Source organism: Deltaproteobacteria bacterium, assembly GCA_016874735.1.
Classification (GTDB): domain Bacteria; phylum Bdellovibrionota_B; class Oligoflexia; order Oligoflexales; family CAIYRB01; genus CAIYRB01.
The window spans coordinates 116861-138902 of sequence record VGTI01000002.1 but is presented as its reverse complement, the minus strand read 5'-3'; the positions used below and the strand labels follow the sequence as shown (position 1 = coordinate 138902).

Here is a 22042-nt window from a genome sequence, read left to right as displayed (position 1 = left end):
CTTGCTTTTTGCCGAGTATTTTCGCCATAATCCGCCAACGGTGCATCTGACGAGCCGCGCAAACCTGCCGTATTCGCGGAGTGCCAAGTTCTTTGACGTTTCTTAGAGTCATCAATTTAGATTCAGGAAGAGTGAGGAGACGACGTTATGGCAGCAGACAGTATTAATAATTTTGCCGGTACATCAGGTGCTAAAGATGCTCTAGCGCAGCCTATTTCCGAATATTTCGGCGAGCTGACATTTGGTCTTGGTGAAATGCGCGAGCGGTTGCCGCGCGATGCGTTCAGTGAGCTGATGAAGACGCTTGAGCACGGGCGTAAATTGTCTAAAGAGACAGCCGATGCTATCGCTAAGGCCATCATGGACTGGTCGGTTCGTAAAGGTGCCACCCACTTCTGCCACTGGTTCCAACCGATGACTGGTTTGACCGCGGAGAAGCACGATTCTTTCATTTCGATTCAACACTCCAATCACTCAGAGCTCAAGGTGATTGAGCGCTTTACTGGCAGCATGCTCATCCAAGGTGAGCCGGATGCATCCAGTTTCCCCTCGGGCGGCATGCGCTCAACTTTTGAAGCTCGTGGTTATACAGCGTGGGATCCGACGTCTCCTTTATTTATCGTAGAGAATGCAGCTGGAGCACGCACGCTGTGTATCCCCACGGTATTCTTTGGCTACCATGGCCAAGCCCTGGACAATAAGACGCCGTTACTCAGGTCGGTTCAGAGTTTGTCTCAAGAGGCTTGCGCCTTTCTAAAGCTACTGGGCGATGTTGACGTCAAGTCAGTGATGGCGACCCTGGGACCAGAGCAGGAATACTTCCTAATCGATCGTGAAGTAGCTGCCAAACGTCCGGACTTGATGATGACCGGTCGTACGCTTCTTGGTGCTCCTACCGCTCGAGGGCAGAAGTTGGAGGACCACTATTTTGGCTCCATACCTAGCCGTGTGATTGCTTACATGGAAGACCTAGAGCGAGAACTTTACCGTCTCGGCATTCCGGTCAAGACAAGGCATAACGAGGTGGCTCCCAGTCAATTTGAGATGGCGCCGATCTTTGAGAGCATGTCGATTGCATCGGATCACAACACACTCGCCATGGAGACGATGAAGCGAGTGGCTGCTCGTCATGGTTTTATGTGTCTACTGCACGAGAAGCCATTTGCTGCAATCAACGGCAGTGGTAAGCACTGCAACTGGTCGATGTCCAACGACAAGGGTGAGAACCTTCTTGACCCGGGTCACACGCCACACCAGAATTTGCGCTTCCTTGCGGTTGCAGCAGTAGTGATCCGGGCTGTCCATAAGCATGCGGCCCTGCTCGCATCGTCGATCATGAGTCCGGGTAATGACTTGCGCCTCGGTGGTAACGAGGCACCACCAACTATCATTTCTATCTTCCTTGGCTCTATGCTCGAGAAAATTTTCGAAACGATTGCTCAAGGAGAAGCAGCCCGCGGCTCTGAGCGTGAGATTATCAACCTCGGCGTGAGTCATATTCCCGATATTTCAAAAGACTACACCGATAGAAACCGGACTAGTCCGTTTGCTTTCACCGGTAATAAGTTTGAGTTCCGCGCAGTTGGAGCCTCGGCTAACGTGGCAGTGCCCATGTCAGTCCTTAATGCAGCTGTGACTGATGCGTTGGGGGAGGCTTCGACCCGTCTTAAAGCTCTGATAGCTAAAACTGGTACGCGCGATGAGGCGGTGATTACGCTGGTTCGTGAGCTTATCAGCGAGAGCAAGCATATCCTCTTTAGCGGTAACAATTATTCTGCTGAGTGGCGCGAAGAGGCTAAACGCCGTAGCTTGCCGATTATTGATTCGGCCGCAGATGCCTTTGCGATCTGGAACGATGAAAAAGCGACGGAATTCCTAGTCGCTGCTAAGGTTCTAAGCCGCGAGGAGATCGTCTCACGTTACAATGTACAGCTTGAGCGATACATCAAGACCATGGAGATCGAGCTTGATACTACGGTAGCACTGATCAACGAGTATGTGGTCCCAGCGGTGGAAAAGCAACTGGAGCGAACCTACAACGTTCAACGTGACGTTAAGAATGATAATTTGAAGTCGGCTCTAGGCCGTCGGACTGCTACGCTTGAAACTGCATTTGCGGATCTTCTGCAGCAGTGTGACGCACTTAAGCGTTCGCTCGATAAGCTTGCCGACACGCATGACGAGGCAGCCAAGGTTGCGCACATTGTCAGAGAGTGCAAGCCAGCGGCTGCTAAGCTTCGCGCTGCAGCAGATCGGGCGGAGCAGGAAGTGGCCGATGAGCTCTGGACCTTACCTAAGTACCGCGAGATGCTATTCCACCATTCGGTGAAATGAGCAGAACTCACTAACTAGAGGAATCTCCCGCGGATGGTTGCAAAGCTCTCTGCGGGAGGTTTTTATTTGGCGGCTTTTTCTGCGGTACCCGCGGTAGAGCTAAAGTGGACATTTAACTTTGCCACAGCTCCTTTGTCGTCTGTCATGGTAAAAGATTGATCGGATGATGTGACTCCCGCCCCCGTTTTGACCAAAGGTGTAAAAGAGACGGTGGCGATGACTTGATCATCATTCAGTACGTAGTATTTTTTGCGCTTTGCGATCAAACTGATGTCTGTCTGTATGGCAACTTGATTTTCTGAAATTTGCAGCTCAGACATAGTTTTTGCTACTAGATCGCGCACGGCTTTACCGTCGACGCGTAGCTGTTTAAGGTCCTTGACCTTGCTGTCTTGGCGCCAGTAGGCCAGAGGGTCTAATTTAGTTTCACCGAATGTCCCTAGTTCCGCAGTGACCTTTTTCCTTTCTTTTAGGTCTTTGGCTTTTTCCTCTGGCACATTGCTCAGACCATAAGCCGTAACCTTGAACACGTAGTTATTCGGCTTTTCTCCATTATGGGCACCCGCACGTATGACTGTTACGTCGAGATCGTGACTAAGGAGTGTGTAGTCGGTTGGTTCAGACGGTGACGTTGTTCCCGCTGTACCTGCAGACGCCTCGGAGTCTGGTAGGAGGCCAATCAATATCCAGCACAGGGTTAGTACGAAAACTTTGTACTTAGAACTAGCCAGAAATCTCATAAGGCTCATCCTTAGTGACTGATTGAATCGCGTCCCCGTTTTTCAGCTGCATTCACGATGGCTGCCAACATAGCTTCCAAGAGAAGCCTGGTGCGGGGATCTTCGTGTTTTTGCCTTTGCTCGAGGCACAGGCGACTGACTGCCTCGTGTTGGATGACATGGGTTGCTAGGCTCATCAGAGCTGTTTCACCAATTTCTTGAGCGCTCGGGTCGTCAGCACCAAATAGATGAATCGTATCAACGACGCGCTGCGCGTAGCGAAGATCGCCTGTAGCATTAAAACCCGACCAAAGTAGACTGATTTGGCGGCTTGTGACGACTTCGGCCGTCAACGGGTCTAACGTATGGATGTCGGTCTTGCGTAGACTTATGAGTCTTTGTTGATGGTCACGATCGACTTTATTGAGATTGTCATTCAATAGGCGCATTGCCTGTGGCCTGTCGGCCATGCGCAGGCTGACCAGTATGACGTACCATTCGTTTGGACCCAAGTTTTGCCAGCTTTCCGACCATCTGCTTAGCGATTGATCGTTTGCCGCAAATATCTGTCCCAGAAAGATGCTAGCAATCACTGGTATATCACCGTAGCGTTTTGAGTTCTCGTTGAGGTAACCGTGCCTTTTCATGAAAGACAGAGCCGCGGTGATCCGCTCCGGGTGTGGGTCTTTATAATAGTAGGCGAACCAGGAGCGAAATTCGTTGTCGGTTACGAACGGAGTTGGATCCTGTTTGGCCACAGTCGTGGTGACGCAAGCTAGCAGCAGGCAGCTCAAAAACATACTTGTGATGAGGCGTATATAAATCAGTTGCGGCCCTCTTGGTGAAACGCGCGCAGCTCGTTAGTGGCCCTACTCCCCTTCTTTTTATCGGATTAGATCTGTCGCGCTTGATTTGATGGTAGAATTAAATGGTAGTTTTACTGGCCGATCGAACTAAAAGGCAGGGATTATAGTCACATGCACGCGATTAAGCCGCCGACTGCATTTCGTCCCGTACCAAGAACTGGGGTCATCTATGTGACTACCGAAGCACAGGAGAGGGGATTTCGGCCGCATGACCCGCTCTGGTGCAATCTCGGGCAGGGTCAGCCTGAAACAGGTGCCCTTGCAGGCGCTGCCAAGAGAGTCGAAGAGCTTACGGTGCGCCCCGACGATCAGGAATATGCTCCAACGGTCGGTCTTTGGGAGCTTCGCGATGCCGTTGCGTCCCTATACAATCAACTTTTTCGTCGCGGTATGAGGTCCCAATACAGCGCTGAAAATGTATGTATAGCTGGAGGTGGGCGTACGCTTTTGACGCGAGCCGCCGCCAGTCTTGGGCAGGTAAACTTGGGGCACTTTCTACCCGACTACACGGCCTACGAGGAGCTCCTAGACATCTTCAAGGCTTTTACCGCAATTCCGATATTGCTTGAAGGTGCCAACAAATACGAGTTTTCCTTGGCGGATCTCCGCCGCGAAATCGTTGGTCGTGGCTTATCCGGTTTACTCTTTTCTAACCCATGTAATCCCACCGGTAAGCTTGTCGATGGTGAGGTCATGGCTGATTGGGTGCGGTTATCTCGAGAACTAGACTGTACGTTACTCATCGATGAATTCTATTCGCACTATGTTTACTCGCGCCCAGCTCAAGAGGCCTACATAGCGAGTGCCGCGCGCTACGTCGAAGACGTTGAACGCGATCCCGTGTTGCTATTTGATGGGTTCACCAAGAATTGGCGCTACCCAGGGTGGCGTGTGTCTTGGGCTGTGGGTCCTCGTACAGTTATTGAGGCCTTAGCAAGCGCCGGTTCGTTTTTGGATGGTGGCGGATCGAAGCCACTGCAGCGTGCAGCGTTACCCTTACTCGATCCGACTGTGGTCTACGCCGAGACCTCGGCGATCCAGACCGTATTTAGAGCCAAGCGAGATTATCTACTGAAAGAGCTGAGCCGTCTTGGTGTGCAGTTTGATCACCAGCCCGAGGCCACCTTCTACGCTTGGGGATCCGTAGCCACATTGCCCACCTCGATCAGCGAAGGCATGAGCTTTTTTCGTGCGGCACTAGACCAACAAGTGATTACAGTTCCCGGTGAGTTTTTTGACGTAAACCCTGGCAAGCGCCGCAAGGGAGGCGCTTCCAGGTTTAAGAATTATGTGCGGTTTTCTTTTGGTCCGCAGCTCGAGACGCTGACCCTAGCGATTAATCGTCTCGAACACATGATTGGCACAGCGCGCGGCTAGGGCGCTGGCCAGACCCAGTAGTTCATTTGGGCGGCTTGTTGACGAGGTATTTCGTGGTCAGATAATGCCCGGAGTCCGTAAGTTTAGCCCATTCGCCATTGAGTACGACCTCAACCTTGTCACCTTGGGCGACCCATCCCACGACGGGAGCATCCTTGGATGGGGCCGCTCGGACTTTGATGGCGACGACGCGGACATAACGTGTGACAGTTGGTCCATCAAATCCAGGGTACACCTTCGGTGCGGGCGGCGGTGCGGGAGCCGGCAGCGGTGCTGGAGCTGGGGCCGCAACTGCGGCCGCGGGTGCTACTGCCGCTACGGGAGCAGTGGCTAGAGGTTTTGCAGCAGCAGGTTGCACCGCAACAGGTGCCGCCGCGATTGGTTTAGCCACTGGAGCAGCTGCCGCTGCTGCAACTGGCACGGGTGCAACTGCTGCAGGCGCTGCGACTGGTTTAGCGACTGGAGCTGCCGCCACAGCTGGGGCAGCCGCTGCAACGGGTGCGGTTACCGGTTTTGGCGGTGCAACTGCAACGGGTGCTGCAGGTTTAGGTGCAGCAGCTGGAAATGTCACAGGTGATGGTGCTTTGGGTGCAGCCGGTGGCGGTACTGCGACGGCAGCGGGTGGCGGTACTGGAGCTGGAGCTGGCGCCGCAGCAGCGGCTTGGTCCGATGACCCATCGCCGCCTGACTCAGAGCTTTTATCTTCGCCGCCAGCCTCTTCACCTTCTTTGCCCTCTTCCTCTTCCTCACCGTCCTCGTCGCCTTTTTTGGTGGCGCAACCGGGGATAAGAGCAAATGCTGCGACGAACAGCAAAGCTTTGGTCAACCTCATGGTGGAACTCCTTTACAGCTTTCACCAGCATCTTGGCACAGTCTCTATTGTAAACAAAATCCTTTGGTTGGCACAAGCAAACGCAGAGGCTAATTGGTCGACCAAGTTCTGGTATACTCGGAAGTATCCAAGCAATTGTAAATAATTTGAAGAGGACTCGTTGAGAGCACTGATCAATGACTATCTTAGATCGCCGAGATCTTTAGCCTTAGCATGTTTTTTTGTGATAGCGATGGATGCGGCGCATGCATTTGCGTCTGAGTCGATGCCAACCAATACTAAGTCTGTGGCAGGTGTCCTGGCCGACGTTTTCCAAATCAAGATCGCTACCGATGCTAACTCGCCAAAAGCTGCTTACGGATCTTGCTTTGTTGTTGATGCAGCCGGGATTTTGGCAACTAATTTCCATGTTGTTGCCTATGCGTTGCACGACCCAAAAAAATATCACTTATATCTAATCGATGGAGATAGATCGATTCCAGCGGAAGTTGTGGCTATTGACGCCGTTAATGACCTGGCTCTGGTACAAGTTGACCGTACATTCAACAGGGCGGTTAAGTTTGCGCATGGACTACCTGAAAGTGGTGACAAGATTTACTCCATTGGCTGGCCAGAAGATCTAAACAAAGCCGTTAGCGAAGGCAATTTCAATGGACTGATGCAGGCTGGTCCGTATCGCAAAATTCAGATGTCGATTCCCCTTAATCCGGGGATGAGTGGTGGTCCGACCATCAACGACGCAGGCGAGGTGATTGGTGTTAACGTGTCCCTCCGAGCGGACTCTCAAAGCTTAGCGTTCGCTATACCTTACGAATCACTACGGACTCTCATGCGCGAGAAAAAAGCTTCACTAAGTAGGCCTGAAGATCATGACGATTTCGATGAGACCATGCGAGCACAACTAGAACGAGTACAAGAAGAGATCGCGACGAATGTTTTGCGGGAGAGTGATGCGACGCTGAAAATTGGTAGCTGGAACATCTTCAAACCAACTAAAATTGTCAAGTGCTGGCATTCGCAAGAGAGTGGTCCTCGCGATCAGACGCAGGTCATCACGGAGCAATGTTATTTATCTGGCTCGATGCCTATAAAACGAGATCTCGATGCGGGAACTTTTAGACTGAGATATCAGGCTATAGAGAATAGAAATCTGAATGCATGGCAATTTCTACACCAATTGAACGACGAACTTGAGGACCAGCCTTTTGCCATCGCCGATAAGGTCGAAAGATTTACTACAAGTTTACGCTGCCGCCAGTTAGATCTCGTCAATCCAAAAAATGTTGGTCTGAGAGTTCATTACTGTGTCAATGGTTTTGTGCCTTATGCTGAGGCCTATAACCTTGAGTTCGAGCTTGTCGCGTCCTCTGCTCAGCGCACTGCCCTACTGGTATCCGGGAGCTTCCTCGGATTTTCGGCTCATAACGCTCTCGCTATACTGCGAACGATCATCAATAGCATTGCCTGGGATCACAAATGATACTCGTTAAAGTGCATGGGTCTGATCATGTGGAGACACACAAAGTCGAGGTGTTTCCCTGTGTTATTGGCAGATCGATGCATTGTGGTATTAGGGTTGACGATCCTAGTGTGTCTGCCCGTCATGCCGAGGTGCACCAAACCAGCGACGGCTACATACTCAAAGATCTTTTCAGTACTAATGGCATCTGGCAGGCGGGCGGTAAAGTAAAAGAAGTTAAAATCGGAGCGCGTGAATCGATAGTGTTTGGCGATGTGCAGATCGAGTTTATAACCGCGGATATTCTAGAAAGAACGCATGACAGTAAACTCCTGCCACATGAACACAGCGAACCAGCTCATTGGCTAGCTCTCAAAATAGCTGCCTCGCTTTTAATCGCACTCTTAGTGGGTGTTTTTGTTCCAACGATGGAACAGTACCTGTGGTACTGGCCACCGGAGAAGCTAAGTGAGCTAGCAGGGAGAGCGATCTTGCTGTGGCTACAAATATCTGCCGTTGCCCTGGTGATTTCTGTTTTCTGCAAAGTAAACGTCAAAAGATTTAATTTCCATAAGGTGCTATTGCTGATTAGTCTTAGTCTAGTTGCTGAGAGGTTGGTGAGTCACTTCATGCCGTCTGTGGTTTACAACCTACACAATCTCGCTGGGGCTAAATTTCTAAAACATCTTGGCTACGGTGCCATCATTTACATCCTGCTATTGCGACTGCAGCGGTACGCCTTTCCGAAATGGCAATTGCGATACCGTCGTTGGGTGGCGATAGGTGTCAGTTTGATCAGCATCACGATCATTGAGCTTGTTATCGAAAGGCAACTGGGTGAAAGATCACGCATGGCTGACCTAGGCATGCCGTCATCTGCCCTGGCTCCCGCGCAAAGTAGTGATGACCTTATGTTTGCAATCGGACTGACGATTGCCGCGACAGATCAGGAGCGGATCAGGCAGCTGGAAAGACTGGAGTCGGGGGACGACTAAAGTTTGCCGTGAACACCCTGGCTTATGCAGCTAACTATCTGTAATCGCGGAGCTAAGGAGGTCTTTGGGACGAGAACCGTGGGGGTTTGGCCCAGGGTCAGCGTTTCGAGCATGGAAACGCGGGTGATGGCACATGCATTGAGGGGTGTCTAACCAAGGTGTTCACGTACATTTTGACGACTAACTATCGAATAATATCTGCTCTTCTTGTGTTGCCACGGGGGGCTCGTTAACGTCAAGGATGGTGGTGCGATCACCAGAAGATTAGCCGCCATGGCGTCAAATTGTCGCCACCGTGGTTAATTCGTGCTTGGTATTTTTTTTAAAAATCTGCAAAGTATTGTGATGACTTGAGCAAAGATTTGGATTTATGGTAGTCAGACTAACAGAGGACATTCCAATTCAAAAGTGAGGGGCACCGTGACGACCACGGGAGAGCTTTCAGAAAATTTACGGAATGTTATTGACCGCTACCTGAACGGTCATCGGAGCCGCTCGTTAGCGACCTTGTCAAGAGCCTCGGGTGTCAGCTATACCACGTTGCGTCGATTATACCAGCGGGAAGGTAACCCCACGGCAGAGCCTGTGTTAAAGATTATTGACGTGGCCCTGTCGACTGAGGAAAAACTCGATTTCATTAAGAGGTATTACCCAGAGATCGCAGTTAACCTCAGTGGGATTCAGGCTGATGCCTATCTGAGCGCGGCGCCTCGACAGGAGATACTTAAGGCATTTTATGTACGGGACCCTCACAACTATATTCTCAACTTGGCCCAGAACGACAAGGGCACAACGCGCGAGACCGTGCAGCGGATCACTGGTGAGCGCGGTCTTGAGGCCCTTGACGAGTTGGTGGAGCACGGGATTCTGGAGGTCGAGCGAGTCGGCGGGGACACCGTCTATCGCTTGCCGGCGATGCTTTCGAGTGACTGCGATATGGCTTTAGCGCAAATGAAGCTGTCAGCCGACCACTTCGACCGCAGCCTCATTGGAACGAAAGCAGCCAGGCTATTCCACGCCACTGCCTCGATCGATCAGCGGACATTGGAACGGATTCACGACGTTCTCTCTGGCGCCATCAAAGAAATTATTGAGCTTAAAGACGACCCCCGAAATAGCGGTGACATTCCGCTATTTGTAGACATGATGATGAACATCTACGATAGATCGCCATTGAGACGCGATAGGAGCGATGCATGATTCGGAATTTTCACTTGGTTGCTGGCATCGCAACCTCGATATTTTTCATGATTTTGGCTAGCCCCCGCGTCGCTTTAGCTGACGACCTGTCGCCTCGTGAGTTCAGTGCTGCAGGCTTGACCGAGATTGGGATTGAAAATGGTGGAGTGATCATTCTCCACACCATTTACCGATCATGTGATGGCGAGTGCGGTAAAGGTAAGTTTGTCATGGTTGCGCCTGAAAGTGAGATTGCCGCTCTGCGGGCGGAATTCGCTAACGAGAGCAATCTACGGATTCTCGTCAAGATCTCGGACGAGGATCGTGACATGTCTTTCGATGCTCAGATTACAGCATGTCCTAATGAGCAGGCATTCACGGGCAGGATTATCTCTTCCGGTGAGTCCTTTTACGTCGTCGGCGAGAAATATGCCGTCGAGCGCGGTTGGATTTGACCTCCTTTTGATCCAATTAAGATTTGCCTGTGGCTATGCTATCGCTTGAATACTGCGGTATGATAGAGAGATGCAGGCACATAAGATAACACTCCTGAGGTTGCGCAGGGCGCCGCTAGTAGTCGCATTGGTGACTACTGCGACCATTATGTCTGCGTGTAAACCTCGCTTAGGAATTCGGAGTGAATCAAGCTCCCTTGCATCTGGACCGGATAATCATGCGATTAGTCTCGCGGGTGTTGATTCTCGTGATCGGGAGCAGGTTCATGAGGAACAAACGATCCGCCTAGCGATTGCTAAGACGATCATGGGGCTCGATCCTAAATCAGATGACCGCCATGATCACATAGGACTGATCAACATAGCCGAACTGATGGGATTTGAGTTGCCATTCAATGACTGCGGAAGACCGTGGATTTTCCGTCAGGATGGTGATCAGGTGGTTATCTCTAGCCAACATAGTCGCGGTGTTGGTGCGTCTTGTCGGGTCCGAGACTCAGCTGCGCCTGTAAGTTACAGTTTTAGCCACTGGAGTCTCGAGCCAGAGGCCGTCTATCCGGTGTCGCTGGGTGGAGTGCCTGAAGCAATGGCGTGGCCCAGGGCAGCATCTAGTTCCAACGCCAACACATCCAGTGCGGTGACAGCATCACTAGATGATTCCGGAGCCCTAAAGTTTCTGACGCGAGAGACGGTGCTTGCCAGCGTGTCGGCAACGTCTGATGTCTTTACCCATCGCGTTAATTATGAGCGCACCATTCCCCTGGATCCCAGTTTTACCAAATTGTGGCAGGATGCTGCTCCAGGGTTACAAATAATGCCGGGAGACGGTGGCGGCGCAACTTTTAACTTCGGACCATCGGTGGCAGCCAAGCCACGTATGGCACGCGTCTCTTGCAGCGCCTCAGTGTTGCAAAATCCGGGCTGCAATTACCGTGTATACCTTACGGCCACGCATCTGATTCACCAGCAAAAATATCGTGCCATGGTCAATTTGTATCCCAAGATCGTGAATCTTACAGGACGTTTGAGGGGCGATACGCGATCTATGAGGAAGCCAAACATTGACCGCCAAAGTGACGGTTCTAGGGAAGGTGCTATCGTATCGGAGACTTTCGGTAAAGCTGAGGAACTTGATTTTATCGATGACCTGACGGAGCAGGTAACTACTAGAAGCGGCAATTGGTCCTGGGAGCAAATGCGTGCATTACCTTTAGCGCAAAAAGATGGCGTACCTACTTTAGACTGGGCGCTTCGCTATTTTACTGGTCAAGAATTTGGTGGACTAAGCTATGACTTTCTCCGTAGCGCAGAATCAGTTCAGACCTGTGTCTTGCATGTGGAAGTAATGCCGGACAGTAAGAGTTCGTGTCAAAGCTTGCAAGACGGTGCTGTAGTCGAGCCAAATGTTGTCCCGATTCTCTAGGTTGGTTTTTTGACCTAGACTGCATTTTGCGTTATACATTGGGCATGCTTCATCAGTCCTACGAGTTTTATAAAAATCTATTCTTAAGTCGCAGATTACCACTCGCCTTTGTTGATCTCGATCAGCTAGATATCAATGCCAGCGCACTTCAAGAGCGGGCGGCAGGAATGCCGATGCGGATAGCGACGAAATCGATTCGCAGCGTCGCCATCATCAAATACATATTGGATCGTTTTCCTGGCTTTCGAGGAGTCATGGCCTACTCCCCTGCAGAGGCGTGTTATCTGGTTGAGCAGGGCATAGACGATATTCTGATCGGTTATCCAAGCGTCGAAGCCTCTGAGCTGACGCCTTGCTTGAATCATGTCAAAGCGGGCAAGCAGATCACTTTTATGGTCGATCACCACCGACACGTGGAAATTCTTGGCGCCTTAGCCACGCAGATTGGGACTAAGGCGCCACTGTGCCTTGATATAGATCTATCGACGGTGTTCCCCGGACTGCATTTTGGCGTTTACAGGTCACCGATAACCTGCGCCGATGACGCTCAGCCTCTGATCAAGCGCATTCATACTACGGCCGGAGTTCGCTTAATTGGGGTTATGGGCTATGAGGCGCAGTTGGCAGGAGTGGCAGATGCCGTACCTGGAGCGCCACTCAAGAATATGATCATTAAACTGCTCAAATGGTATGCCAGGCGGGAATGTTTTCCGCGGCGCCGGCAGTTAGTTGATGAACTAGGGCGCCAGGGTTTTGATCTCAAATTTGTGAATGGGGGGGGCACGGGAAGCATTGAGCTGACAAAGCTTGATACCTCGGTCACCGAGTTGACCGTGGGATCTGGGCTTTATGCTCCAGGTCTATTCGATCACTATGCTCAGTTCCGCCACCAGCCGGCAGCGGGTTTTGCGCTACCAGTGGTGCGGATCGCCAGGCCCGGAATCTATGCCTGTTCAGGTGGCGGTTACATAGCCTCCGGTCCAACTAGCGAAGATAAACAACCCACACCGATACTGCCCAAGGGCACACGGCTGATTAAGCTTCTCGGTGCCGGGGAGGTTCAAACCTCGCTTAGGTCATCGGTCCCGTTGCAAATTGGAGATCCAGTCATCTTCAGGCATGCCAAGGCTGGAGAGCTGTGCGAGAGGTTTAACCATTTAAGCTTGGTACGTGGTGATAGGATAGAGGCCGAGGTTTCGACTTACCGTGGTGATGGCCAGTGTTTTTGTTGACCAGGTTAGAACTTCCTCAAGCCCACGATTTTGCCGTGGACACTAAAGTCCTGCGCTATGAATTTGAGCTCCAGGCGAAAGCCCCCGCCTTTGACCAATGGTTGAGCTTGGGGGATGGTCACGCAGCCGCCCCCAGCTGATAGGTCATCTACAAAGCATTTAAAGCTCTGCTCGGGTAGGGTTTTGCCTGGTTCGGTGATCATGGTGCACTCGACATTTTGGAGCTGCACGCGAACGTCCGAGCGCAAGTCTTTGACCCCTTCGGTCAAGGGTTGATCGACCTGGACGTTGCGCCGTATTAGCTCTTCGTTGACCCATTTGCGAATCTTGGCTGATTCATCCTCGGACACAAGAAACTTGAGGGCAATTTGCTTTGTCGTTTGTTGTTCGTCCGCCACGCCAGCATCTCTCGAGTTCATCTCGCATTTTATTTCAAGGGGATAGCCTTCATTTTACCTTTGACCCGCGCGAGCGTCTACTGCCTGCCCCATGCAAAAGCCTATGGCCTAGTGTTTTTGTTATATGATGAAGAAGTTAAGTGCTCATAATTTACGATTCATGAACTCACTAAGCATAAACAATGAGGGCTACAGTGGGCATCAAGTCGCAGGATATACTGATTGTTTTGAAGCTTGTTGCGCTAGGCGATAAACCTTGGAAGCAGGGTGACCTTGCAGATCAACTGGGCCTCAGTCGTGCCGAGGTTTCCAACTCGCTTGCGCGGTCTGTAGCAGTGGGATTTCTGGACGAGCAGAGGCAGCCGCAGCACCAGGCAATTTTAGAATTCCTATTATTCGGCCTCAAATACGTTTTCCCTGTCAGAAGAGGAGCACTCGGGCGCGGCATTTTGACGACACCGTGTGCGGCCCCGCTGTCTGGCAAGCTCGTCGTGACCACGGAAGACCTATCCGTGTGGCCGTGTCCGGACGGACCGGCCAGAGGTCAGGAGGTAGAGCCCCTCTACCGTTCCGTTCCGGAGGCAGTTAAGAACGATCCTGGTCTCTACGAGCTTTTGGTACTGGTCGACGCCCTGCGCCTTGGTCAACCTAAAGAGGTGAAGCTAGCCACAGAGGAACTGCGGCGTAGATTCAAGCCTGAATCTAGGTTTATCAAGGCTTTTGCCTGGTAATTGGACAGAAGCCAAGACTTCAGTGCCGGCCGAACTCTTCAAAAAAGTGAGCCTTGCCCCCAACTCCAAGGGACACATAAAAGCCATCAAGGTCGTAACCTAGCTGTACCACCATGCCCCGAATATGCTGCCGCATCACTTCCTCAGGGACGGCCAACACATAAGGAGCCGGTGGGGCGATGAATCCCGTAACAGCAGTCGCCGGCTCAACGTCGCCTGGTAACAGGATAAAGGTCAGTTCCCCAATGTCTTCAGTCGACGGGGAGCCGTCGCGCGTGATCCCGCGCACGGTCCAGACTTCGGCCTCGTTTGTGAAAACAACGCGAAAGCCCAGAGCGATCCCGATGATCTCTTGCACTGGACCCTCAGACTTGGTGTTATCTCGACCCTGGCTACCGATGGCTCGTAGATTGACGACTCGTTCTCTGGGTTGGCTTTTTCGATCCATGGCGACATCTCAGCTTCTTTAGGGTGATGCCATCCGCGATGCGGATCTGACAATGGCGCGCACCGTACCACGTGCGGCACAGTGCGCAAATGCAAAAGTCAGCCATGCTCTCAGTGGAAGTGAGCACGCCTTTTGGAGGGTCTACCTTTGCCCCTTTGTTTGCCTTGCCTTAGGTCAAACCTTTGATCTTGGCGCTGGTCTCCCCGTTGCTCCAAGCGTTCAGCAACCACGGTGGCTTCTTGGCGGGTTTTCTTTGGCGCTGAATGTGAGTGGACAACTTTCACGGCAGCCAGGGCAATTTGTTTGAGCGTAAGGCCTGTTGTTTCGCCTTCTTTCAGCATGGCATCGATCAGTGCCTCGTAGCTTGCCAAGTGCTCGTCACCTAGTACCGCCATGAGTTTGGACTTGGTGTCATTCCGTCGTTTGTCTTCAAGGTCAGCTGGAGTCGGTAGTCTGCCGACTGGGATCTTTTGTTTTGTAAGTCGCTCGATATTCAGCATCAAGCGCTTATCGCGAGGTTCTGACATGGTGAGGGCGGTACCTTCACGACCAGCGCGACCTACGCGACCGATCCTGTGCACGTAGGCTTCGGGTGCCGATGGAACGTCAAAATTGACCACATGCGAGAGGTGTTCAATGTCAAGGCCGCGCGCTGCCACGTCGGTGGCAACCACTAGCTCAGCATGACCCGCTCTGAGTTTATGGAGCACTCGTTCTCTTTGTTGCTGGCTCATGCCGCCATGCAGCGATTCTGCTCTCATCCCACGCTCTTTGAGTGTGTCGGCCAGCAGATCCACGTCTTCGCGCGTGCGGCAAAAGATGATGGCAGCCTTGGGAGTCTCAAGCTCGATAAGAGAACAAAGTGCCTCAAGTTTGCGTGGACGCGGAACAACAAAAGCCGTTTGTCTGATCTTGGGTAAGGTCGCCGTATCCTTAGCGTCTTTGGCGATACTGACACGTGCGGGATCTTTGAGATGACGTTGAGCAATCGCTGCTATTCTTGGTGCCATGGTGGCCGAGAACAGCATGACTTGACGCGTTTCAGGGGTCAGATCGATGATGGATTCGATATCTTCTAAGAACCCAAGGTCGAGCATTTCGTCAGCTTCATCAAGCACCAGCGCCTTGATCGCGCTCAAATCCATAGTGCCGCGCTCAAGATGGTCTAAAGCCCGACCCGGGGTCGCGACGATCACGTCAGTCCCGCGTTTTAGGGAACGAATTTGCGGATCGTAGGACTGTCCACCATAAATCGCGGTAACGCGCAGGTTGATTCCCTTGCCGTAACGCAGCAAGGACTCGCACACTTGATTGGCAAGTTCTCTGGTTGGGACCAATACAAGCGCGCGAGGTTGATTGGGACGCGATTTCTCTTGGCCAATCATATGCACAACAGGCAGGGAGAATGCGCCGGTTTTCCCAGTGCCTGTGGCAGCCTGACCAACCATGTCGCGCCCAGCTAGTAGGAACGGTATCGCCGCTTTCTGAATAGGGGTAGGTTCTTGGTGTCCGAGACCCTGAAGGATAGATAGCAACCGACTGTCGAGTCCAAGGGATGAGAACCCCGACTGTTGGTCGGTATTTATTTGATTAAGCATTACTATCCTTCCTTAAAAAAATTAAAAATTCGGTCCGGAGCATCATTAAGGTGGGCCTTCTTTATCTTTTAATGTCGCCAATTGCCAGGTTTAAAGTGTATGTATGGATTCTTCTTTGTTTTTTAATTATGAGGCAGCCATGAAAGCTTCTGATTTAATCAGAAAATATAAGTGGGATCTGATACTTATCGCGATCTTCAGTGCGATTGCCATAGCTTTGGCAATCTTGGCTCATGGACAGGTCAAGTGGTATACCGGCCAGGTTGCCATGGTGTCTCCCCTTATTTTCGCCGCACTCATTCTTTTAGGTCTGACTCTCGTTGGGGTGGCGGGGAGCGCCAGATGGTTCCCTCGGGTACTTCGGGTGTTGTTGACCAGCGCGGCCGTTGTTCTGGTGGCCCCAACGCTATTTCTTGAGTTAGAAAAGCTGGTTGCGCCTATTGAATGGGGTCGTGGTACGACGCCTGCCGCGGTGGTTGACCTGATCAAAACTGATTGCGATAGCGACCGTATCAGGGCTTGGGCGAGGATCCTCACGCTACCCAAGGAGCAAAAGGACGACGTGGCTGCCGCATTGGCACCGGTCCTCTTAGGGACTGATGCGAAAGCCCAGCACTCGGCAGCCTTGACACTACAGGTGTCACTCAGAAAGCACACGCTCGCTGCCATGGCAGCGATGCGCAGCGACCTCCGAGAATATTTGGCGACCGTCGCTCAGCACGGTGAACTGAGCGAACGAGAGCGTCGCGCGGGATCGTTCGCTCGGGATTTTATCGGGTCGAATTTAACGGCAGTTCGCAAAGCCTTGTCAAAAAACAAGCGCAAATACCTGCCTGAGGGTGGCCTTGAAGCTCTTTTCCTCGCCTTGGCCGCAGACCCGGGAACGGGTAGGCTATATCTGGAAGAGTTAGCCCGTCATGGTGATCAAACAGAGAAGCCATTGGCCGAAACGGTGATGCGGCTCGCGGCGATTCCACTCCCGACGGCAGCGTCCCATTAACTGAGCCACGTTTAGAGGGTGCCATGAATGCATTAAACTGCAGATTAAATCGAAAATCGTGGCGCACTCTGCGACAGTTGGTATTTGCTCTATCTACGATTGCGTGCTCAGTGATGTCAGTGATGAATGCTGCAACTGCTGTGGCAGCACATGATGGCACTAAGAGTTGCGAAGGTTACTTAGTGGGCGCGGCGCATGGCGACATTACCGGACCTATCGTGGGCGTAGGTATGATGGGATATGCTGAGCTTGGTCAAATTGACGAGGGGATTCATACTCGCCTTTGGTCACGTGCTCTGGTCGTTAGTGATCGCTGCAAGAAGCAGACTGTGGCCTTTATAAACGCCGATCTAGCAATGATTTTTGACGGCGTCAGGCGTGCGGTGATTGAACGCCTGGCCGTGGCCTTGCCAGGCGTATTCGATGAAACGAATTTGATGATAAGTGCCACGCATACCCATGCGGGTCCCGGTGGATTTGCTCATCACGCTCTTTACAACATAACGACGCGAGGATTTAATCCGCAGAACTTTCACGCCATAGTCGAAGGTATCGTAGCATCTGTCATACGCGCTCATCGTGAACAACAGCCGGCACAGCTCTCCATCGCCACAGGACATCTGGTTGGTTATCAATTCAACAGATCTCCCGAGTCATTTGCACGTAATCCAGAATCGGAGCAGCAGTTATTCCCTACTAAAGCTGACACCGAGATGGTTCTGATCAAGGCGATATCTGATGATGGTCGGCCGATCGCTGCGTTCAATTGGTTCCCCGTCCATGGCGTATCTTTACCGATTAGCAACAGGCTAGTGAGTGGTGATAATAAGGGTGTTGCAGCGCAATTTTTTGAGCGTAAGTTTGGTACTACTTATCTACACGATCATGAGTTTGTTGCTGGATTTGTCCAAGCTAATTCAGGCGACATTAGTCCCTATGATGTGTCCCATGGTCCCGACAGCGAGAAGGACGGATTTGGTCGCAACGAGTGGTCTGCTCGCGGCCAATTTCAAAAAGCTTTTGAACTGTACCACAGGCCCGACTCCGAGGTGATGACTGGTCCGGTTGCAGCCGTGCATAGGTACGAGGATCTTGCTTACCGGCAGATTGATGCTGCGTTTACCGGTGACGCGAGCGCCACTACCTGCCAGGCGGTATTAGGTGAGAGCTTTGCTGCAGGCACGCCTAATGGGATGCCGTTTCCAATCTTCAAATCGCACGCAATTTATGGGCAGACCTGGCCCAAGTTTACTCTGATGCCTCGGGAGCAGGAGTGTCACCAAGAGAAGGTCCTGCTGCTGCCAACGGGATTTGTTAAGCCCAATCCGTGGACGCCACGCATAGCGCCCTTCCAAATCATTCGCATTGGCAGCCTAGCCATCATTGGCGCACCATTTGAAGTCACAACCGTTGCTGGCTATCGTCTGAAACAAGAGATCAAGCGGCGACTCATTGCTGATGGAGTGCGCCATGTGGTCTTGAGCGGTCTGACAAATGAATACATTCATTACGTGACCACGCGCGAAGAGTACCAAGCACAGGCCTACGAGGGGGGAGCCAACCTTTACGGGCCGTGGTCGTTAGCTGCATATACGGAAATTTTCGTCAATCTAGCGGATGATATGGTTTCCGGTCGCCAACGTCCGCCAGCTGCTCGGCCGCCAGATTTGTCGTCAAAGCAGCTTGTGATTCCCAAGATCCCCATTCACGACATTGCGCCCCAAAATAGTCGGTTCGGCGATGTGAGGGTGGATGTGGCAGATGAATACCGCGCTGGCGACACAGTAACTGTGGAATTTTGGGGGGCTCACCCTAACAACGCTCACCGGCCTGGATTTTCTCATCTGACCGTGGAGACCCTCAAGGGTGACACTTGGCATCCGGTCTATTTTGATTGGGATCACGAGACGAGAATGCACTGGCATCGGTATGGTGTTGGTAAATCGATCATTCAGATTGCCTGGAGCCCTGCGGAGGACAGCGTTTCCGCAACGTACCGTATCTGTCATCACGGCAAATCCAAATCCCTATTTAGTCAGGGGTTTACGCCGTACAGTGGATGTTCGCGTGCGTTCCGCGTGCTTGCCCGCGATTTAGACATGTAGCTACGTCTTTTTAGACAGTTTTGGCGGTAAAAGCGAGACCATGGCACGATCAGCAAGTCAGCTGGATTTACCGTGCGTACTGAGATATAACCAACACTCAAGAATTCACGTAACGACCCAAAGCATTCAAGAGATTGGCACATTGCCTGCAAAGTCGGTAATTTGGATGTCGGTTGTTTTTGGAGGTACTCTGATGCGGACAGCGCTCTTCCCTCTCGGAATAATGTCATTACTGCTTGCCAATACTTCGTGTGGCAGCCTCAAAAAAGACAAGCCGAACAAAACTATCGCTCCCTCAGGTCAAGAGATCCGCTCGACCGACGCATCTGTCACGACTGGCACCCAAAATCCTTACGCGGGCAGTCATTTTTTCGTCGACCCTGCTTATGCAGCCAAGGTGCGGGGGACCATCCCATTAGCTCCGGATCTGAGCGACAAACTAGATAAAATCGCTAGTACCAGCACCGCGTTCTGGGTCGATCGTAAAGCTGCCATCGCGGGCCTCAAGACTTATCTCGATGCCGCATCGAGCCTGGCCGCGACCCTTGGATCGCCAGTGGCCGCCACGGTTGTGGTTTACAATCTTCCCGATCGAGACTGTGCCGCTGCCGCGTCGAATGGTGAACTAAGTGGTCCGAACGGCCTGGACGAATACCGCGTCTACATCGATGAACTCGCGGCAGTAGTAAAGAGCCACACCAATGTACGGATCGCCGCAGTGGTTGAGCCGGACTCGTTGCCAAACATAGTGACAAATCAAGGTCAGCGTAAATGCACCACTGAAGTTCTGGCAAATTACGAGACAGGTACCGTTTACGCCATTGAGAAGCTGCAGGCAGATCATGTCAGCCTCTACCTCGATGTAGCTCACAGTGGTTGGCTCGGTTGGCCGAGCAATCGCACCGGTGCAGCCCAGGTTATGGCAAGGGTGTTACAAAAAGCGGGTGGCCTGCATAAGATTCGCGGCTTTGCCACCAACGTTGCTAACTACAGCGTCCTCCAGTTTGATTTCAGCCGACCGTCACCATGGTACGATCAATCCAACCCGGCTCGTGACGAATTAACCTACGTTCAGCTGTTAAGCCAGGATCTTACTGCGGTCGGTATTAGCAATCCTCGGTTTATTATCGACACTGGACGCAACGGATCCCAAACGGCACGTCAAATCTGGGGCAGCTGGTGTAACGTAGCTAACGCGGCGATTGGTAAATTCCCTCAAGCAGAGCCGATGACTGGCATCGACGCATTCGTCTGGATCAAGCCGCCAGGGGACTCCGATGGCACAAGCGATAGCGCGGCGGCGCGTTTTGACTATATGTGTCGTTCGGGAGATTCTCTTACGCCAGCACCTGAGGCGGGCGCGTGGTTTCCGGAGGCACTGATCAGGTTCCTACGTAATTCCTAAGGCGCTACCGGAGTGGTGCCACTGTAAAAATAGCTGACCCATGTCCGCTTGTGGTATTGATCGTCGATCATGAACTTAGTACATGATCATTCAGGTACCACCACCACGGAGGCAGTCATGGATCGCAACTTGGCGCTCGAATTTGTCAGAGTCACGGAGGCAGCCGCCCTCGCGTCCGGACGTTGGGTAGGTCGCGGTGATAAGAATGCGGCTGATGATGCAGCAGTCACGGCCATGCGCAGCGCTTTTCAATCTATGGACTTCGACGGTCTGGTCGTCATAGGTGAAGGCGAAATGGACGAGGCGCCGATGCTCTACATCGGTGAGACGGTGGGACGAGGTAGTGGTCCACGCATAGACATAGCTTGTGATCCACTTGAGGGTACCACCATCACCGCAAACGGTGGTAGCGAGGCAATCGCCTGTATCGCGGCGGCGGCTCGCGGCTGCTTCCTCGCTGCTCCTGATATGTATATGGATAAGTTGGCGGTTGGACCCCAGGCTAGAGGGGCCATCGACATTACCAAAAGTGCGACCTGGAACATACAAGAGGTAGCTAGGGCCGTCGGCAAAGCCGTTGAGGATTTGATGGTAATCATTCTCGATCGCGCGAGGCACAGTGAGCTCATAGCAGAAGTTAGAGCGACAGGTGCACGTATCCGTTTGATTAGCGATGGTGACGTGTCTGCGGCTGTGGCTACAGCACAGCCAGAGTCCGGTGTGGACGTGATGATGGGCTCAGGTGGCGCCCCTGAGGGGGTTATTGCCGCTGCCGCATTGCGTTGTTTAGGTGGCGATATGCAGACCAAACTGCTATTTGGCTCGCAGGAAGAGGTGGAGCGAGCCAAAACCATGGGTATCACGGATCAAAACAAAATTTATCAACTCGAGGACATGGCCCGAGGTCATGTGATGTTTGTCGCGACCGGTGTGACCAATGGTAGCTTTCTCTCCGGAGTGCGCTATAGCGGCCGCGGGGCGTTCACACACTCTATAGTCATGCGGTCTGAGACCGGCACAGTTCGGGAAATCAGGACGCGGCATCACTTTGATCGCAAGCCACGCTACGGATGGTAATGTTGGCGGCATGAGTAATGGCGATCTTGATAAGTTAAGCCGCTGGACTAAGTTTAAACCAAGTCTATGTCGCGGCTGTTGGGCGGGTTGTTGTCGTCTACCTGTTGAGGCAAACGCTCAGGACTTAGTGCGGCTTGGATTAATTAGCGCCGATGAAGCAGAGGGTTCACTTAAAAAGATCGCGCGCGTACTCATTGCCGCGGGACTTGTGTATCAGTATCGCGCCTCAACGGGTATCTTTACACTGGCACAAAAGCCAAATGGTGATTGTCAGTACTTAGGTGAAGACCGTTTATGTCAGGTTTACGAAAATAGGCCCGAGGTTTGTCGCCAATTTCCCAATGTTGGGCCACGGCCAGGTTATTGTCCCCATCGTAAATTAAGTAAAAAACTCACATGATGCGAGGTT

The 22042-nt window shown here is 52.1% G+C and carries 20 protein-coding genes; 14 read left to right on the top strand and 6 right to left on the bottom strand.

Annotated features, from left to right (window positions below; translation table 11 throughout):
- The first annotated feature begins 147 nt into the window (after positions 1–147).
- A complete protein-coding gene (locus FJ146_02200) occupies positions 148–2334 on the top strand; it encodes a glutamine synthetase type III (protein MBM4250762.1) in 2187 nt (728 codons plus the stop codon).
- A 62-nt stretch (positions 2335–2396) separates the two neighbouring features.
- On the opposite strand, the gene FJ146_02195 is transcribed toward FJ146_02200, so the two are convergent.
- Both FJ146_02195 and FJ146_02190 read right to left on the bottom strand, forming a co-directional pair.
- Positions 2397–3074 carry a hypothetical protein gene (locus FJ146_02195; GenBank protein ID MBM4250761.1) on the bottom strand — a complete coding sequence of 226 codons (678 nt, stop codon included), beginning with the start codon at positions 3072–3074 and terminating at the stop codon, positions 2397–2399.
- Between the two features lie 11 nt (positions 3075–3085).
- Positions 3086–3847, bottom strand: coding sequence for a hypothetical protein (locus tag FJ146_02190; GenBank protein ID MBM4250760.1), 762 nt, complete (start codon positions 3845–3847; stop codon positions 3086–3088).
- 183 nt (positions 3848–4030) lie between these two features.
- On the opposite strand from FJ146_02190, the gene FJ146_02185 reads away from it, so the two are divergent.
- The gene (locus tag FJ146_02185) at positions 4031–5296 is read left to right on the top strand and encodes a pyridoxal phosphate-dependent aminotransferase (protein ID MBM4250759.1); all 1266 of its coding nucleotides are present in this window, start codon (positions 4031–4033) and stop codon (positions 5294–5296) included.
- A gap of 22 nt (positions 5297–5318) precedes the next feature.
- Here the strand turns inward: FJ146_02185 and FJ146_02180 are convergent, their stop codons facing one another.
- Entirely contained in the window at positions 5319–6128 is an 810-nt protein-coding gene (locus FJ146_02180; protein MBM4250758.1) for an SH3 domain-containing protein, read from the bottom strand.
- A gap of 160 nt (positions 6129–6288) precedes the next feature.
- On the opposite strand from FJ146_02180, the gene FJ146_02175 reads away from it, so the two are divergent.
- The 6 genes from FJ146_02175 (at position 6289) to FJ146_02150 (ending at position 12871) form a co-directional block, all read left to right on the top strand.
- The gene (locus FJ146_02175; GenBank protein MBM4250757.1) at positions 6289–7608 is read left to right on the top strand and encodes a serine protease; all 1320 of its coding nucleotides are present in this window, start codon (positions 6289–6291) and stop codon (positions 7606–7608) included.
- Positions 7605–8582, top strand: coding sequence for an FHA domain-containing protein (locus FJ146_02170; GenBank protein ID MBM4250756.1), 978 nt, complete (start codon positions 7605–7607; stop codon positions 8580–8582). Before FJ146_02175 ends, FJ146_02170 begins: the two co-directional genes overlap by 4 nt.
- Positions 8583–9002: 420 nt before the next feature.
- On the top strand, positions 9003–9782 hold the full coding sequence (locus FJ146_02165; GenBank protein ID MBM4250755.1) for a hypothetical protein: 780 nt from the start codon (positions 9003–9005) through the stop codon (positions 9780–9782).
- Positions 9779–10216, top strand: coding sequence for a hypothetical protein (locus tag FJ146_02160; protein ID MBM4250754.1), 438 nt, complete (start codon positions 9779–9781; stop codon positions 10214–10216). Before FJ146_02165 ends, FJ146_02160 begins: the two co-directional genes overlap by 4 nt.
- Before the next feature lie 70 nt (positions 10217–10286).
- Positions 10287–11639: a hypothetical protein gene (locus FJ146_02155; GenBank protein MBM4250753.1), complete on the top strand. Its 1353-nt coding sequence runs from the start codon at positions 10287–10289 to the stop codon at positions 11637–11639.
- 44 nt (positions 11640–11683) lie between these two features.
- The gene (locus FJ146_02150) at positions 11684–12871 is read left to right on the top strand and encodes an amino acid deaminase/aldolase (protein ID MBM4250752.1); all 1188 of its coding nucleotides are present in this window, start codon (positions 11684–11686) and stop codon (positions 12869–12871) included.
- Between the two features lie 5 nt (positions 12872–12876).
- Here the strand turns inward: FJ146_02150 and FJ146_02145 are convergent, their stop codons facing one another.
- Positions 12877–13290 carry a hypothetical protein gene (locus FJ146_02145; GenBank protein MBM4250751.1) on the bottom strand — a complete coding sequence of 138 codons (414 nt, stop codon included), beginning with the start codon at positions 13288–13290 and terminating at the stop codon, positions 12877–12879.
- A gap of 179 nt (positions 13291–13469) precedes the next feature.
- On the opposite strand from FJ146_02145, the gene FJ146_02140 reads away from it, so the two are divergent.
- A complete protein-coding gene (locus tag FJ146_02140) occupies positions 13470–14000 on the top strand; it encodes a hypothetical protein (protein ID MBM4250750.1) in 531 nt (176 codons plus the stop codon).
- Positions 14001–14019: 19 nt separating this feature from the next.
- On the opposite strand, the gene FJ146_02135 is transcribed toward FJ146_02140, so the two are convergent.
- Positions 14020–14448 carry a hypothetical protein gene (locus FJ146_02135; protein MBM4250749.1) on the bottom strand — a complete coding sequence of 143 codons (429 nt, stop codon included), beginning with the start codon at positions 14446–14448 and terminating at the stop codon, positions 14020–14022.
- Between the two features lie 110 nt (positions 14449–14558).
- Positions 14559–16046 (bottom strand): DEAD/DEAH box helicase, encoded by a 1488-nt coding sequence (locus tag FJ146_02130; GenBank protein ID MBM4250748.1) that lies wholly within the window; start codon positions 16044–16046, stop codon positions 14559–14561.
- Between the two features lie 139 nt (positions 16047–16185).
- Here FJ146_02130 and FJ146_02125 point away from each other — a divergent pair, with 139 nt between their 5' ends.
- The 5 genes from FJ146_02125 to FJ146_02105 all read left to right on the top strand — a co-directional run bounded on the left by FJ146_02125 (position 16186) and on the right by FJ146_02105 (position 22033).
- Entirely contained in the window at positions 16186–17046 is an 861-nt protein-coding gene (locus FJ146_02125; GenBank protein MBM4250747.1) for a hypothetical protein, read from the top strand.
- Positions 17047–17069: 23 nt separating this feature from the next.
- Positions 17070–19151 carry an alkaline ceramidase gene (locus FJ146_02120; GenBank protein ID MBM4250746.1) on the top strand — a complete coding sequence of 694 codons (2082 nt, stop codon included), beginning with the start codon at positions 17070–17072 and terminating at the stop codon, positions 19149–19151.
- Between the two features lie 40 nt (positions 19152–19191).
- Entirely contained in the window at positions 19192–20556 is a 1365-nt protein-coding gene (locus FJ146_02115) for a cellulose 1,4-beta-cellobiosidase (GenBank protein ID MBM4250745.1), read from the top strand.
- A 117-nt stretch (positions 20557–20673) separates the two neighbouring features.
- Positions 20674–21633 (top strand): class II fructose-bisphosphatase, encoded by a 960-nt coding sequence (gene glpX / locus FJ146_02110; GenBank protein MBM4250744.1) that lies wholly within the window; start codon positions 20674–20676, stop codon positions 21631–21633.
- Positions 21605–22033 carry a YkgJ family cysteine cluster protein gene (locus FJ146_02105; GenBank protein ID MBM4250743.1) on the top strand — a complete coding sequence of 143 codons (429 nt, stop codon included), beginning with the start codon at positions 21605–21607 and terminating at the stop codon, positions 22031–22033. The genes glpX and FJ146_02105 overlap by 29 nt, the downstream gene beginning before the upstream one ends.
- The last annotated feature ends 9 nt before the right edge of the window (positions 22034–22042 follow it).

Bases quoted from the DNA above. Each gene is read 5' to 3' on its own strand.
- FJ146_02200 (MBM4250762.1), top strand. From the start codon at position 148: ATGGCAGCAGACAGTATTAATAATTTTGCCGGTACATCAGGTGCTAAA.
- FJ146_02195 (MBM4250761.1), bottom strand. From the start codon at position 3,074: ATGAGATTTCTGGCTAGTTCTAAGTACAAAGTTTTCGTACTAACCCTG.
- FJ146_02185 (MBM4250759.1), top strand. From the start codon at position 4,031: ATGCACGCGATTAAGCCGCCGACTGCATTTCGTCCCGTACCAAGAACT.
- FJ146_02180 (MBM4250758.1), bottom strand. From the start codon at position 6,128: ATGAGGTTGACCAAAGCTTTGCTGTTCGTCGCAGCATTTGCTCTTATC.
- FJ146_02170 (MBM4250756.1), top strand. From the start codon at position 7,605: ATGATACTCGTTAAAGTGCATGGGTCTGATCATGTGGAGACACACAAA.
- FJ146_02160 (MBM4250754.1), top strand. From the start codon at position 9,779: ATGATTCGGAATTTTCACTTGGTTGCTGGCATCGCAACCTCGATATTT.
- FJ146_02155 (MBM4250753.1), top strand. From the start codon at position 10,287: ATGCAGGCACATAAGATAACACTCCTGAGGTTGCGCAGGGCGCCGCTA.
- FJ146_02150 (MBM4250752.1), top strand. From the start codon at position 11,684: ATGCTTCATCAGTCCTACGAGTTTTATAAAAATCTATTCTTAAGTCGC.
- FJ146_02145 (MBM4250751.1), bottom strand. From the start codon at position 13,290: ATGAACTCGAGAGATGCTGGCGTGGCGGACGAACAACAAACGACAAAG.
- FJ146_02135 (MBM4250749.1), bottom strand. From the start codon at position 14,448: ATGGATCGAAAAAGCCAACCCAGAGAACGAGTCGTCAATCTACGAGCC.
- FJ146_02130 (MBM4250748.1), bottom strand. From the start codon at position 16,046: ATGCTTAATCAAATAAATACCGACCAACAGTCGGGGTTCTCATCCCTT.
- FJ146_02125 (MBM4250747.1), top strand. From the start codon at position 16,186: ATGAAAGCTTCTGATTTAATCAGAAAATATAAGTGGGATCTGATACTT.
- FJ146_02120 (MBM4250746.1), top strand. From the start codon at position 17,070: ATGAATGCATTAAACTGCAGATTAAATCGAAAATCGTGGCGCACTCTG.
- FJ146_02115 (MBM4250745.1), top strand. From the start codon at position 19,192: ATGGCACGATCAGCAAGTCAGCTGGATTTACCGTGCGTACTGAGATAT.
- glpX (MBM4250744.1), top strand. From the start codon at position 20,674: ATGGATCGCAACTTGGCGCTCGAATTTGTCAGAGTCACGGAGGCAGCC.